Below are 13,454 nucleotides of genomic sequence, written 5' to 3'. Positions count from 1 at the left end.
GGACTCCCGCTCTGTGGTCGTGGGGGTGGGCTGATGCCGACGCCTACAGGTAAGTCCACCCGGGCGGAACGGCTGGCGCAACCCCTGGCCCGTGAGGTCGCCGAACAGGTCGCCGCCGACCACGGGGTGTGCATCCGGCCTGTCTCCCTCCGACGAACTGATGTCACGACTGGGGCAACCGAGATCGTTGATGTCCCGTGCGGGTCCACGCTGGAATCGCGGTGTCCGGCCTGTGCCAAACGGAAGAGATCGCTTCGGCGGACGCAGTGCGAAGAGGGCTGGCACCTCGCCGAGGAACCCGTCGTAGAACCTGACCCGCCCTCCGAGGAACAGCGCGGGTGGGTGGAACAGCGGGCGATAGTGACCGCCGAACGGGACCGCCTGGCCTCCACGGGCGCGGCCTCGGCTGAGGACTTGGCGCAACTGGACGCCGTCATTGCTGACCTTGATGAGGAGATCACGGCGTCCGGACTGCGGGGCTCGGTCACCCGCTCGGCTGACTCCTCGTCGTCGGGGTCGCGCCGGGTGCGCTCGACCAAGCGTCGACAGGACGTCCCCGACCTTCCCAAGCGACCCATGACCCGCAAGACGGTCGGCCGGGCCTTCACTGACCCCTCGTCGGGCAAGGTGTTCCGGCCCTCGCTATTCATCACGCTCACGCTCGACTCGTACGGGCGGGTGCGCTCGGACGGGACTCCGGTCGACTTCTCGACGTATGACTACCGGCGTGCGGCTCGGGACGCGCTGCACTTCTCCAAGCTGGTGGACCGGTTCGTGCAGAACCTGCGACGGGTGGCCGGGTTCGACGTGCAGTACTTCGCAGCCGTGGAACCCCAACGCCGCCTGGCCCCACACCTGCACATGGCCACACGAGGCACCATTCCCCGGGCCGAACTGCGCCAGATCGCGGCCGCGACGTACCACCAGGTGTGGTGGCCTCCGGCTGAGCGGGTCGTGTTCGAGGGCGATCACCTGCCGGTGTGGGACGAATCCGCGGGAACGTTCCTCGACCCTGACACGGGCGAACTTCTACCCACGTGGGACGAAGCATTGGACGCCTTGGACGAGGACCCCGACGCCGAACCCCACCACGTCGCGCGGTTCGGCCGTCAGGTGGACGCCAAGGGTGTGGTTGCTGGCTCGGCTGACGCTGACCGGTGTGTGCGCTACCTGGCCAAGTACCTGACGAAGGACATCGCCGAGTGCCACGCCGCCGAAACCGTCCGGCAGGAACAGCACGTAGACCGCCTCCTGGACGCCTTGCGGTTCGAGCCGTGCTCGCCCCGGTGCGCGAACTGGCTCCGCTACGGCATCCAGCCCGAGAACGCCAAAGCGGGGATGCGTCCGGGATTCTGCCGGTCCAAGGCACACCGCCGCGAACACCTGGGCTACGCGGGCCGTCGCGTCCTGGTCTCGCGCAAGTGGTCAGGAAAGACCCTGGCTGACCACAAGGCGGACCGGCTGACCTGGGTCCTGGACGCCCTCGGCATCGACCCCACCAACCACGGCCAGGGCGACGAGGACAACCCTCGTCCCCCACTGCTGTCCGTCGCCTCGGGCTCCTTCGCCTGGGAGCTGGCCCGACCCACAGACCCGGACGTCGCTCCCCGCGAACAACGCCTCCTCCGGGCCGTGGGCGAAGCACTCAAACGCCGCGCCCAACTCGACGCCGCTCGTACTCCCGAACATTCGGCAACCCCTGAGCAGGAAGCAGCGTGATCATGACCGAACTCCTCCTGACCGTCGAAGAGGCCGCCGAGCGTCTCCGCGTGAGCCGCTGGATGGTCTACAACCTCATCCGCTCCCGCACCCTCCGCACGGTCAAGATCGGCCGCCGGCGCCTGGTCCCAGTCGCCGCGCTCCCCGAGTGCCTGGAAGCCCTGGAGGACGCCGCGTGAGCGCTTCTGAGAGCAACAACAACCGGCGCAAGAGTCGTCGGCGCGCCAACGGCGAGGGAAGCGTCTGGAAGCGCAAGGACGGCCGTTGGGCCTTCGCTGGATACGTGTTGGCCACTGACGGCACGTACAAGCGTGTCCAGGGCTACGGCCGCGACCAGGCCGACGCCCGGGCGAAGCTGAACAAGCTCCTGGCCGACTCCGACCGAGGTATCCCCGTCGCCTCCGAGAACTGGACGGTGGCCGAGTACCTGGCCTACTGGCTGGAACACGTCGTGCGGGCCGAGCGCCGGCCCAAGACCGTGCAGGGGTACGAGGGCGTCATCCGTCGTTACCTCGTCCCCAGTCTGGGAAAGAAGCGGCTGGCCAAGCTCACCGCTCGGGACGTGCGGACCTTCGTCACGACTCTTCGGCAACTGTGCCAGTGCTGCCGCAACGGCATCGACGCCGCCCGAGACAAACCCCGCTGCTGCGCGCTCCCCCAACCCCAATGCTGCGAGCACAGGCTCTCCGCGCGCATGGTGCAGTCCATCCACGCCGTCCTGCGCAACGCGCTCCAAACGGCGGTCCGTGAGGAGGTGATCCCGCGCAACGTGGCGTCCCTGGTCAAGGTCTCGCCGCCCCGCTACGCGGTGAACCGGGGCCTGGACGTCGCCCAGTCCCGGCGTCTGCTCAAGGCATCGGAGAACGACCGGTTCCACGCCCTGTACGTCCTGGCGCTGTGCCTGGGCCTTCGTCGGGGCGAACTGCTCGGACTGCGCTGGTGTGACGTCGACCTGGAGGCGGGTCGTCTGGAGGTGGTCCACACCCTGCAACGGGTGGGCGGAAAGCTCTCCCTGGTGCCGCCCAAGACCGAGGACTCGGCGCGGACCGTCCCCCTCCCCGGCTTCTGCGTGGACGCGCTCAAGGCGCATCGGAAGCGGCAGTTCCTCGAACGCTCGGACGCCTTCCCCGACTGGGAGGAACACGGGCTCGTCTTCCCCTCCCGCAGGGGGACTCCCCTGGAGCCGGACAACCTGCGGCGGAGCTGGGGGCCGCTGCGGCGCTCGGCCGGCCTGGAGGGGGTGCGTTTCCACGACCTGCGGCACACGTGTGTGACGCTGCTGCTGAACCTGGAGGTGCCGCCGCAGGTGGTCCGGGAGATCGTCGGGCACAGCGACATCGGGGTCACGATGACGATCTACGCGCACGCCTCGCTCGATGACAAGCGGCGGGCTCTGGGGAAGCTCGGGGAAGCGCTCGGCTGAGCCGGTTGCTGTCACGTTGCTGTCAACGGGGTACGAAAAACGCCCGGAGCCTGTGGGCTTCCGGGCGTCGGTGCTGCTCATACCGGGTGGCTAGGGGCGGGGTCGAACCGCCGACCTTCCGCTTTTCAGGCGGACGCTCGTACCAACTGAGCTACCTAGCCGCGTGCGACGATCTCTCGATCTCGCAGCGGTCCTGACGGGATTTGAACCCGCGGCCTCCACCTTGACAGGGTGGCGAGCACTCCTAACTGCTCCACAGGACCTTGTTCTGTTGTCGCACCCGGTCGCAGTGACCTGGCGCGTTGTCGCGGTACTCATTCTGCCAGATGTCCGGCAGTGCTCGAACCGCGCCGTACCCCCAACGGGATTCGAACCCGCGCTACCGCCTTGAAAGGGCGGCGTCCTAGGCCGCTAGACGATGGGGGCCCGTGTGACAGGTTCAGCATAGGGGAGATCCTCACCAACACCAAAGTGATTCTCCCCGCCGGGACAGCCCGAGCCGACCTGCGCGAACCCCCACCCTACGGGGTCCGCTCCGGATCCGTGGCATCGTCCTCGGACCCCTCCGGCTCGTCGCCGACGGGGCGATCCGGTTCCGGTTCGACATGCCGTTCGACCTGCGCCGACGTCAACCCGATGCCTCCGAGGTCGATGTCGTCGCGGGCCTGGAGCCGCCCTGTCTCGACGTCGAAGTACAGCACCGACGCCTGGTACGGCGTCGGCCGCCCCATACCGTGATCAAGCCCACTCAACCCGGCACCGCCCGTGGACCCCTGGACGAGGAACCGGGTCCCCTCTTCGCCCAGTGCGGTCGAGCGCATGTGGTCGCTGCCCGTCAGTACGAGCGGCACCACTCCGTCGAACGGGTTCCCCTGGGTGCGGGTGTGCAGCACCGCGACGTCGACCTCGTCCCCGGATCCGGTCACCGACGCCGCCTGCTCCTCGCCCAGCGCGGCCACGCCCTCCTCGTTCGGGTTGAGCCGGGTCGCGTCCGGCGTGTACCGGGGATCGCCGGCCCCGTAGAACGTCAGACCCGCGACCTCCTCGGTGTCGTCGTCCAGCACCACCGCGTTCGGCTGGGCCTCGACGGCGCGCTGCGTGCCCATGGAGTCGTGCTCCCCGCGCACCCACACGTACGGGACCTCCAGGCCGGCGATCTCGTCGGCGAAGACGTCCTCGGCCGCGCTGCCGCGGTCGGTCAGGTCGCCCGAATCCACGATCACGTCCGCCGCGTACTGCTCGCGCAGCGTCCGGATGATGCTCCACGACGCCGGGTTGAGCTGGATGTCGGACACGTGGAGGACCCGGACGACCGACTCGTCCTCCTCGTACACCGGCAGCGTCGACGTGGCCTCGTAGATCATCGCGACGTTGCCGACGAGTCCGGCGAGTTGTTCCTGGTACTGGTTGAACCGGCTGACCACGTCCTCCGCACCGCCCACGACCTGCGGCGCACCGGCGATCAGGCCGGTGTAGCGGGGCTCCGCGATGGCGCTCGGGTTGAAGGAGGTCGCCGCCAGCCCCCCGGACGTCACCAGCACCGCCAGCGAGACGAGCCCGCTGAACAGGGACCGCCACACGCTCCGGAACAGCAGCAGTCCCATGAGTACGGCGCCCAGCGCGGCGGCCAGGAGGGCCTGGACCACGAGGGAGACCACGCCCGCGCGCAGGTCCGAACCGATACCGGCGGCCATGCGGTTGATGGCGTCGGGGTCGGCGAACATCTCCTCGGCGGCCGACAGCCGGATGTCGGAGATGGTCGCCTCCAGCCGCAGCGGGGCGTCGTGCGTGTCGAAGGCGAGCTGCCCCAGCGGTCGAACGTCGACGACCGTCTCGCCCTCCCACTGCGGGCTCAGCGCGAGCGTGACGTCGGCCGGCCCGATCGGGGTGACGACCTCCCCGCCGAGCGCGAGCCCCAGCCAGCCCCCGACCAGCCCGGCCACGACGACGCCGCCCCACCGCCACGCGCGCCCGGCGCGCACCCTGTGAAAGGCACCACGGTAGTCGTAAGCACGAATCGCTTCCCAAGACACCACACCCCCATCATGCCGGTGACGCGGCCCGTTCCCAACGCTTCCTCCCACCCGGAGGGCTTTTGTGCCGTCGCGCCCCGCCCGCCCGGAGCGTTCACCGTGGACAGGACCCGCCAGAGGCGCCCCCGGCTTCCTCCGGCGGTCCTGCGCGGTTCCCGGCCCGCCGCCCGGCCGCCCCACGGCCCACCGCGCCACGGACCGCCGTCCCGTCGGCCGCTCCGAGGCCGCACAATGGCAGACGTGGTCGACATCGCACGCGAAGAATTCGAGGAACTGGTCGCCGACGCGCTGGACCAGATCCCCCCGGAGCTGACCCGCCTGATGGACAACGTGGTCATCACGGTCGAGGACGAGTCCCCTGACGGGCTCCTCGGCCTCTACGAGGGCATCCCGCTGACCGAGCGCGGCGACGGCTACTTCGGCGTGCTGCCGGACCAGATCTTCGTCTACCGGCTCAACATCTGCTCCTTCTGCGAAACGCCCGAACAGGTGGTGGAGGAGGTCCTCGTGACGGTCGTACACGAGATCGCCCACCATTTCGGTATCGACGACACGCGGCTGGGCGACCTCGGCTGGGGGTGAGCGTACGCGCACCGGGAACGTGCAGGACGTGGGCGCGCGGGCCGTGGGACGAGCACGCAGACCGGGGTGGGCGCGCGGGCCGGGCACGATCCCACACCACGAAACGGGCCCCGATTCCCGAAGAAACCTCGTTCCATTTCGGGTTCCGAGTGTGTCCGAGTGAGAACGGTTCGTGCGGCGAGAGCAGCGGGGCAATCACCCTGATCGCCCCAGAGAACCCATCCTTAGCTGGGGTAACACCACATTGCCCAGGAACCTGGTTCTACACCGAATCCAGGCAATACCCCTCACCCGTAGCAACGAATCAGACACGAATTTCCCGAACGGGCTTGCGACGCGGCCCGCCTTCCGGAACCGTTGGTCATTGGGACACGACACAGCGTGATTTCAACCATGTAACAGTTAGGGAGTGCCGGGTGGCCGAACCGCGCCTCAACCACACACCCGAAGACGAGGACGAACCCCGGTCCTCGGACGCCCCGGACGACTCATGGCGGAACAGCTACCGCCAGGTCATGGCCATCGGCGAGTTCCGCTCACTCTGGCTCGCCCACGCCCTGTCGACCATCGGTACCAACCTGCTCAACATCGCGGCCGTGACCCTGGTGTTCCAGCAGACCGACTCGCCCCTCGCCGCGGGATTCACGCTGGCACTGACGTTCCTGCCCCCGCTCATCGCGGGCCCGCTGCTGTCCGGCGTCGCCGACATCTTCCCCCGCCGCCGCGTGATGGTCGCCTGCGACCTGCTCCGCGCCTCCCTGATCTTCGCGATCGGCATCCCGGGCGTGCCCCTCTGGGCGATCTGGGCCCTGCTGTTCTGCTCGGTGCTGCCCACACTGCCGTTCGCCGCCGCCCGCGCCGCCCTGCTGACCGAGATCGTCCAGGGCGAGCGCTACGTGGCGGGACTGGCGATCTTCCAGCTCACCGCCCAGATCGGTACGCTGGCCGGGCTGGCCGCGGGCGGCTACATGGCCGCCATGCTCGGCGTCAACATGGCCTTCATGGCCAACGGAACCGTGATCGTCCTGGCGGCGCTCATCGTGCTGTTCGGCGTGCGATCGCGTCCCTCGCCGCGGGCCGAGGCCTCCGAACGCCCCCGGCTGCCGGTGATGATCCGCGACGGGTCCAAGCTCGTGTTCGGCGACCACCGCCTGCGCACCCTGGCGCTGCTGGCCTGGCTCGCGGGCCTGTACATGATCCCCTACGGGCTGGCCAGTCCGCTGTCGGAGCAGGTCGGCGGCGGCCCCACCTCCGCCGGGCTGATCATGGCGGGTCCGTTCATCGGAGCGTTCTTCGGCGGTTTCGTCCTCACACGGCTGATCCCGCCGCCCACGCGGATCCGCATGCTCGGCCCGCTGGCCGTACTCGCGTCGGTGCCACTGCTGCTGTGGCTCTTCGATCCCCCGCTGTGGATGATGATCGCGGCGCTGGTGGTCAGCGGTGTGTGCAGCTCCTACCAGATCGTCGCGAACGCGGCCTTCGTCCTGTGCGTCCCCAAGGAGGGCCGGGGTCTGGCCTTCGGCCTGGTCGCGGCGGGCCTGCAGACCGCCCAGGGCCTGGGCATCCTGCTCGCCGGCCTGCTCGCCGAGTCGTTCAGCCCCAACGTCGTCGTGGTGAGCGCCGGGGCCGTGGGCATCGTGCTGGCGGCCGGTCTCGCGTTGCCCTGGGCCCGGTTGGCGGGCCACACCGTCGAACTCATGGACCAGACGGAGAAGGCGTCCTAGGCCGTCCGTCCGCCGAAGGCGTCCGGGCGGGAGGGGGCTCGCCGCCGCCCGATGGGCGTTGCCGGCACCGCCTCCTGCTTCCCGCTCCCCGTCGCCTGTCCTGCGTTCCTGCCCGCTACCGCTCGCGTCCGCCGTCCGCCGAGGAGTCGCGGGCCTCGTCGGCCTCACACTCCTCACGCGGGGCGTTGATGTCGCGTCGCTGCCACCCGGGGTGGGCTCTCAGGGTCCACATCAGCTCTGGCTCGGCTTTCCTTGGAAGTTGCGGATGATCTGCTCCAGAAGGGAGCGCTGCTCGCTCTCGGCGGGCATCAGCAGCCACGCCAGGATGTAGACGAAGACGCCGCCGCCGAGGAACGCGAAGACCACGAAGATCAGGCGGACGATGGTGGCGTCGATCCCGGTGTAGGCGGCGATGCCCCCGCACACGCCGGTCAGGAACCGGTCGGAGTCACTGCGGCTGAATCGCTTGGTCGTGAAGTTCTCGCTCATGTCTCCAGACTGCCTCCTCACCACGACGTTTCCCATCGGGGACAGCCCTGGGCCGCCCCTGACATCCCCCCGACCCCCGGGAAGGGAGCAGGCGGAGGCGGCGCGACGCCCCCGTACCGAGTGGGACGGCACGGGGGCGCGAGTCGTTCCTGAGGCATGCGGCACATCTTGGTAACGCTGTCACCTCGTGGTGACAGTCAGACCGCTGCCGCCAGGCCTCGGCGGCGGATCACCTGGGTGTGGCACCCCGGCCCGACCCGGCGGCCGCGTCGGCGCCCCGGGTCCCGGTCTCGGGGGTCTGCCCGGGGTCCTCCGGGGGTGCGTCCGACGTGGGCTCGGGTGCGGAGCCGGCCGCCGCGTCGGGCCCGGCGCCGTTCTCCTGCCCGCGCCGGTCCGTGGACACGGCGCCTGAGCCGGGCCGGTCCCCGTCCCCGGGCGAGGTGTCCGACCGGCCCCCGGTCCCGTGCGCCGAACCGGACTCGTCCCGCCCCCCAGGCGCTGAACCGGACTCGCGGTCCGCTTCCGGCGCGGGGCCGACGGTCGTCGCCAACGGCTTCTCGGTGATGAACCAGGAGAGCACGAAGCCCACCAGCGCGATCGGCACCGCGTAGAGGAAGATCGGCGGCAGCGCGCCCGCGAAGGCCTGCTCGATGAACGTGCGCACCGGCGCGGGCATCGCCTGGAGCATCTGCGGTGTCATGGAGCTGATCCCGGCTTCGCCGCCCTGGAACTGCACTCCGCCGCCGGGCGCCTCGGCCATCCGGTCGTTGAGCCGGGACACGAAGATCGACCCGAACACCGCGATGCCGAAGGACGCGCCGATCTGTCGGAAGTAGTTGTTGGCCGACGTCGCCGCACCGAGATCGCGCCGGGGCGCGGTGTTCTGCACGATGAGCACCAGGTTCTGCATCACCATGCCGACGCCCAGACCCAGGACCAGCATCGCGGACCCGTTGTAGAGGTACGTGGTGTCGGTGTCCATCCGGGACAGCAGGACGAGGCCCACCATGATGATCGCGGTGCCGATGATCGGCCAGTGCTTGTAGCGGCCTGTGGCGGAGATGAGTCGTCCGGTCGTGATGGTGCTCGTGAGCATTCCGGCCACCATCGGGACCATGAGCAGGCCCGACTCGGTGGCGGAGGCGCCCTTGACCATCTGGAAGAACGTCGGGAGGTAGGAGACCGTGGAGAACATCGCGATACCGACCGTGATGCCGATGATCGCCGTGAGCACGAAGTCCCGGTCCCGGAACAGCCGCAGCGGGAGGATGGGCTCCGCGGCGCGCTGCTCGACCAGCACGAACAGGGCCGCGGCGACCACCGCGCCCACCGCCAGCCCGATGATCTGCGGGCTGGCCCAGTCGTAGGTGTGGCCGCCCCAGCTCGTGACCAGCACCAGGCACACGCTCGTGGCCGCCAGCAGCAGCGTGCCGAGGTAGTCGAGTCTGGGCCTGGGGCCGGACGGCTTGGGCAGGCGGATCGTGACGACGGCCGTGACGAGTGCGATCGCGCCGAGCGGCAGGTTGATGTAGAAGATCCAGCGCCAGTCGAGCTGGTCGGTGAAGAACCCGCCGAGCAGCGGGCCGGCGATCGAGGCCAGCCCGAAGACACCGCCGAGCACGCCCATGTACTTGCCGCGCTCACGCGGGGAGACGACGTCGGCGATGATCGCCTGCGCGCTGATCATGAGCCCGCCGCCTCCGATGCCCTGCAGGGCGCGGAAGAGGATCAGCTGGGTCATGTTCTGGGCGAGCCCGGCCAGGACCGACCCGAGGAGGAACACGGCGATCGCGAAGATGTACACGTGCCGGCGGCCGAAGATGTCGCCCGCCTTGCCGTAGATGGGCATGCCGACGGTGGCAGCCAGCATGTAGGCCGTCACGACCCAGGAGAGGTGTTCGAGGCCGTTCAGCTCGCCGACGATCGTGGGCAGCGCGGTCGCCACGATGGTCTGGTCCAGTGCGGCCAGCAGCATCGTGAGGATGATCGCCAGGAAGATCCAGCGCAGCCGTGAACGGCCGACGCCGGACTCGGCCGGTGGCGCGGTGGGTGTGGGCATGGGACTCCGTTCGCCTTCAGGAGGCGTCCCGGGTCAACGGACGGGGCCGAAGGCCTCTCCGAGGTTCTGGAAGGCGTCGCGGAGCTTCGCGCGGACGTCCGCGATCTGCTCGCCCTCCTCGAAGTGGAGGCGCTTCATGGTCTGTCGCATCACCGCCATGGCCGCGGCGGCGACCACGAACGGGCGGTTCTCCCCTGGCGGGTCCCCCCACCGCTCGGCGATGAGCGCGGCCACTTCGAGCTCCACGGTGTGGAAGCGTCCGAGGAGGCCGCGGGCGAGCTGGGGCTCGCGTTCCATGAGTTGCTTGCGCATCCGCATCCTGCGCCGGTGCGAGACGAGGTCTTCGGTGTTGACCAGGAACGATGTCAGCATGGTGATGAGGTCCTCGACGAAGTCGCCGGAGGGGCCGCCGGAGGCGAACTCCTGCCGTACCGGTTCGTCGGGGCGGGTGGGGAGGTCGCCGAGAACCGCCTCTTCCTTCGAGGCGAAGTAGTTGAAGAACGTCCTCGAGGACACGTCGGCCTCGGCCGCGATCTCCTCCACCGTCACGTTCTCCAGGCCGCGCTCCAGGAAGAGCTCGAGTGCCGCCTCCTGGAGGGCACGGCGTGTGGCCGTCTTCTTCCGTTCACGCAGCCCCATGCGTTCCTCCCCCGTACACCGACAATAGTTGCATGCCCTGCAAGCTTTCTCAAGATGAATTATTTCACCAGGCGCAAGTGCCACACGGCGCAACAGAAACGGCCCCGCCCGAGGGCGGAGCCGTCCGTCGAAGCCGCGCTGACTACATCTTCGTCGAGTGCACGGGGCGGACGTACACGACCACCCGCTCGTCACCCGGCTGGTGCCAGGGGTAGACGTCCTTGTTGATGTACTTCTTGGCCATCGCGTTGATGAAGGCGTTGTCCGGGTCGTCCTCGATCCGGTCCACCTCGCCGCGCACCTCCACGTACTGGTACGGGTTGTCGGGGTCCTGCACCGAGACCGAGATCCGCCCGTCCCGGCCGAGGTTGCGCACCTTCTGCCGCGTCTTGGTCTGGCTGAACTTGAGGAACTCCCCGTCCCAGTCGATCCATACGGGGTTCACCTGCGGCTCGCCCTTCGGGCCGAGCGTGGCCACGTGTCCGAACGAAGGCTTGGTGAGGATGTCCTTGCGGTCCTCGGGTACCACTGCCATGTCTTCCTCCACAACGTCGCTGTCGATCGGATTCGAGTAGACCAAGCCCGCGGGTCGGCGCCAAGGCGGCTCGCCCCGCCGACTCAGGGCATCGGCCCCACGTCCCATCCCACCACCCGGCAGGCGTTCGCCACCAGAGCGATGCCGCCGGACACGTGGACCACCTGAGGACCCGGATACGGGCCCCGGGGACGACCGGTCAGACCTGGTCGGGGACGCCATCCGCCGTCATCGAGCGGACGTCGGGGTAGAGGGCCGTCAGCATCGGCCACGTGAGCGCCGCCATCTCGTCCGGCGTGCGCGGGCAGTCGTTCTGGAGCCAGTCGATGGCCGTGGAGATGAGCGCGCCTGCGACGAACGCGGCCGCCACGTCGTACGGCGCGTCCGCGCGGCTCGGACTGTGAACGGAGCCGTCTCCTCCCAGAACGTCCACCATGGCCGTGTGGCAGGCCTGGGTGGTCCGTCGGCGGAGGTGGTCGATGACACGCGCGCTGCCCTGGGGGCCCAGCACGGAACGGAACAGACCGGCGTGTTCGGCGAGGTTGGTGAAGAAGAGCAGGAGGTTGGTGGTCGCGTTCCCGGGGTCGGGTTTCGGGATCGTGTCGACCACCGAGTCGATCACCGCCGTGCACGCGGCCTCGGAGAGTTCGTGCACGTCGCGGTAGTGGTCGTAGAACGTCGAGCGGCTCACGCCTGCCTGCTTCACGACGTCGGCGACGCTCACCCGGGACAGGTCCTGGTCCTTGATGAGTTCGGTCAGCGCGCCCTGCAGAGCCGACTGCGTGCGGCGAACACGCCGGTCAACGGGTTGACCCCTGTCTGCTCTCGTCACCACCACGCTGCTCAGCTTATGCCATCCCTACACATGCAGGTTAACCTACTGATGCACGAAAACCTACAGGTGTAGCTTAACTTGGCGGACGGCGCCACGGCAGCGGGTTCCGGCGCATCCCGGCGGTGAGGACGGCGTGATGATGACGTGTGCACAGCAGGGTGTCGACGCGGGCACGCGTCCGGAACCGCCGCCGGGCGTCACGATCATCGGCGCGTCGGCCGCCGGCCTGTCGACCGCGGAGGCCCTGCGCCGACGCGGCTACCGGGGGCGGCTCCGGCTGCTCGACGCCGAGGACCGGCTCCCCTACGACCGGCCGCCGCTGTCCAAGCAGGTCCTGTCCGGAGCGTGGGAGCCGACGCGGACCCGGCTGCGCGGCCCCGACCAGTTGGCCGCGCTGGACGCCGAACTCCTCCTCGGCGAGCGAGCCGTGTCCCTCGACGCCCTCAACCGGAGCGTCACCACCGACACCGGCCGGGTGCTGGCGGACGACACGCTCGTCCTGGCCACAGGCCTGACGCCCGTGGGACTGCCCGGGCAGGACGGCCTCGCCGGAGTCCACGTCCTGCGCACCGTCGACCACGCCCTGGCCCTGCGGCGCGACCTGGCCGCCGCCACCCGGGTGGTCGTCGTCGGTGAGGGGGTCCTCGGTGCGGAGATCGCCGCCACCGCCCGCGGGCTCGGCCTGGACGTCACCCTGGTGGGCGTCGGCCGCACCCTCCTGGCCGGGCAACTGGGCCGCACCATCGGCGGCGTCCTCACCGAACTGCACGCCGAGCGCGGAGTGCGGTTGCGGCTCGGAACGATGGTGGAGTCCATGGTCGGCAGCGGCGGCCGGGTGAACGGGGTGCGCCTGGCCGACGGCGAGACCCTGGCGGCCGACGTGGTCGTGGCCGCCGTCGGATCGCGTCCGGCGACCGCCTGGCTGGAGGGCAGCGGGCTCCCGCTCGGCGACGGTGTGGAGACCGATTCCCGCTGCCGCGCCGCCCCCGGGATCTACGCGGTCGGCGACACCGCGTCCTGGTACCACGAAGGGCTCGCGCGGCGGCTGCGCCTGGAGAACCGCACCAACGCCGTCGACCAGGCCCAGGCCGTCGCGTCAGCGATCCTCGGCGCCGACCGCCCCTTCACGCCCGTCCCCTACTTCTGGACCGACCAGTACGAGGCCAGGATCCAGGCCCACGGGGTGCCGTCGCCCGAGGCGGAGGTCTCGCTCGCCGAGGGCGACGTGGCCGACCGCAGGTTCGTCGCCGTGTACACCCAGGACGGCCGGACCACCGGCGTCCTCGGCTGGAACATGCCCAAACAGGCGCGCCTGCTGCGCCAGGAGCATCTGGCCCCGTCGAAGGCCCGGCCCCCGCAACCCTCCGCGACCTGAGCCGGCACGGCCTCCCGGCCTCCCGGACCGACCCACCGACA

12 protein-coding genes and 3 tRNA genes are annotated in these 13,454 nt (G+C 69.7%); 6 read left to right on the top strand and 9 right to left on the bottom strand.

The annotated features are described in order from the left end of the window. Positions 1-33 precede the first annotated feature (33 nt). The 3 genes from M1P99_RS14070 to M1P99_RS14060 are packed head-to-tail and all read left to right on the top strand — an operon-like array spanning position 34 to position 3,142. Positions 34-1,719: a replication initiator gene (locus M1P99_RS14070; protein ID WP_304453103.1), complete on the top strand. Its 1,686-nt coding sequence runs from the start codon at positions 34-36 to the stop codon at positions 1,717-1,719. Positions 1,720-1,721: 2 nt separating this feature from the next. After that, complete coding sequence (locus M1P99_RS14065) at positions 1,722-1,898, top strand: helix-turn-helix domain-containing protein (RefSeq protein WP_083926642.1); 177 nt, start codon at positions 1,722-1,724, stop codon at positions 1,896-1,898. Next, positions 1,895-3,142 (top strand): site-specific integrase, encoded by a 1,248-nt coding sequence (locus tag M1P99_RS14060; RefSeq protein WP_304453102.1) that lies wholly within the window; start codon positions 1,895-1,897, stop codon positions 3,140-3,142. Before M1P99_RS14065 ends, M1P99_RS14060 begins: the two co-directional genes overlap by 4 nt. Before the next feature lie 87 nt (positions 3,143-3,229). Here M1P99_RS14060 and M1P99_RS14055 read toward each other — a convergent pair. The 4 genes from M1P99_RS14055 to M1P99_RS14040 all read right to left on the bottom strand — a co-directional run bounded on the left by M1P99_RS14055 (position 3,230) and on the right by M1P99_RS14040 (position 5,175). Beyond that, a tRNA-Phe gene (locus M1P99_RS14055) sits at positions 3,230-3,303 on the bottom strand. A gap of 27 nt (positions 3,304-3,330) precedes the next feature. Beyond that, positions 3,331-3,405: transfer RNA gene (locus M1P99_RS14050), tRNA-Asp, on the bottom strand. Positions 3,406-3,495: 90 nt separating this feature from the next. Continuing rightward, a tRNA-Glu gene (locus M1P99_RS14045) sits at positions 3,496-3,568 on the bottom strand. A 95-nt stretch (positions 3,569-3,663) separates the two neighbouring features. Then, positions 3,664-5,175, bottom strand: a complete 1,512-nt coding sequence (locus tag M1P99_RS14040) for a metallophosphoesterase (protein WP_304455687.1) — start codon at positions 5,173-5,175, stop codon at positions 3,664-3,666. A 231-nt stretch (positions 5,176-5,406) separates the two neighbouring features. Here M1P99_RS14040 and M1P99_RS14035 point away from each other — a divergent pair, with 231 nt between their 5' ends. Further along, positions 5,407-5,757: a metallopeptidase family protein gene (locus tag M1P99_RS14035; protein WP_304453101.1), complete on the top strand. Its 351-nt coding sequence runs from the start codon at positions 5,407-5,409 to the stop codon at positions 5,755-5,757. A gap of 416 nt (positions 5,758-6,173) precedes the next feature. After that, complete coding sequence (locus M1P99_RS14030) at positions 6,174-7,481, top strand: MFS transporter (RefSeq protein ID WP_304453100.1); 1,308 nt, start codon at positions 6,174-6,176, stop codon at positions 7,479-7,481. Positions 7,482-7,712: 231 nt separating this feature from the next. On the opposite strand, the gene M1P99_RS14025 is transcribed toward M1P99_RS14030, so the two are convergent. The 5 genes from M1P99_RS14025 to M1P99_RS14005 all read right to left on the bottom strand — a co-directional run bounded on the left by M1P99_RS14025 (position 7,713) and on the right by M1P99_RS14005 (position 12,035). Next, positions 7,713-7,970: a PspC domain-containing protein gene (locus M1P99_RS14025; RefSeq protein ID WP_304453099.1), complete on the bottom strand. Its 258-nt coding sequence runs from the start codon at positions 7,968-7,970 to the stop codon at positions 7,713-7,715. Between the two features lie 229 nt (positions 7,971-8,199). Next, the gene (locus M1P99_RS14020) at positions 8,200-10,029 is read right to left on the bottom strand and encodes a DHA2 family efflux MFS transporter permease subunit (RefSeq protein ID WP_304453098.1); all 1,830 of its coding nucleotides are present in this window, start codon (positions 10,027-10,029) and stop codon (positions 8,200-8,202) included. A 33-nt stretch (positions 10,030-10,062) separates the two neighbouring features. After that, positions 10,063-10,668 (bottom strand): TetR/AcrR family transcriptional regulator, encoded by a 606-nt coding sequence (locus tag M1P99_RS14015; protein WP_304453097.1) that lies wholly within the window; start codon positions 10,666-10,668, stop codon positions 10,063-10,065. Positions 10,669-10,810: 142 nt separating this feature from the next. Continuing rightward, entirely contained in the window at positions 10,811-11,203 is a 393-nt protein-coding gene (locus M1P99_RS14010) for a PPOX class F420-dependent oxidoreductase (protein WP_304453096.1), read from the bottom strand. A 199-nt stretch (positions 11,204-11,402) separates the two neighbouring features. Further along, positions 11,403-12,035, bottom strand: a complete 633-nt coding sequence (locus M1P99_RS14005) for a TetR/AcrR family transcriptional regulator (RefSeq protein ID WP_304453095.1) — start codon at positions 12,033-12,035, stop codon at positions 11,403-11,405. A 139-nt stretch (positions 12,036-12,174) separates the two neighbouring features. Here M1P99_RS14005 and M1P99_RS14000 point away from each other — a divergent pair, with 139 nt between their 5' ends. Next, a complete protein-coding gene (locus M1P99_RS14000) occupies positions 12,175-13,413 on the top strand; it encodes an NAD(P)/FAD-dependent oxidoreductase (protein WP_304453094.1) in 1,239 nt (412 codons plus the stop codon). The last annotated feature ends 41 nt before the right edge of the window (positions 13,414-13,454 follow it).

The organism is Nocardiopsis sp. YSL2, assembly GCF_030555055.1.
In the GTDB taxonomy this organism is placed as follows: Bacteria; Actinomycetota; Actinomycetes; order Streptosporangiales; family Streptosporangiaceae; genus Nocardiopsis.
Note: the sequence above shows the minus strand (reverse complement) of the source record. Positions and strands in the feature narration are given on the sequence as shown.

Bases quoted from the DNA above. Each gene is read 5' to 3' on its own strand.
- M1P99_RS14070 (WP_304453103.1), top strand. From the start codon at position 34: ATGCCGACGCCTACAGGTAAGTCCACCCGGGCGGAACGGCTGGCGCAA.
- M1P99_RS14065 (WP_083926642.1), top strand. From the start codon at position 1,722: ATGACCGAACTCCTCCTGACCGTCGAAGAGGCCGCCGAGCGTCTCCGC.
- M1P99_RS14035 (WP_304453101.1), top strand. From the start codon at position 5,407: ATGGCAGACGTGGTCGACATCGCACGCGAAGAATTCGAGGAACTGGTC.
- M1P99_RS14025 (WP_304453099.1), bottom strand. From the start codon at position 7,970: ATGAGCGAGAACTTCACGACCAAGCGATTCAGCCGCAGTGACTCCGAC.
- M1P99_RS14020 (WP_304453098.1), bottom strand. From the start codon at position 10,029: ATGCCCACACCCACCGCGCCACCGGCCGAGTCCGGCGTCGGCCGTTCA.
- M1P99_RS14015 (WP_304453097.1), bottom strand. From the start codon at position 10,668: ATGGGGCTGCGTGAACGGAAGAAGACGGCCACACGCCGTGCCCTCCAG.
- M1P99_RS14010 (WP_304453096.1), bottom strand. From the start codon at position 11,203: ATGGCAGTGGTACCCGAGGACCGCAAGGACATCCTCACCAAGCCTTCG.
- M1P99_RS14000 (WP_304453094.1), top strand. From the start codon at position 12,175: ATGATGACGTGTGCACAGCAGGGTGTCGACGCGGGCACGCGTCCGGAA.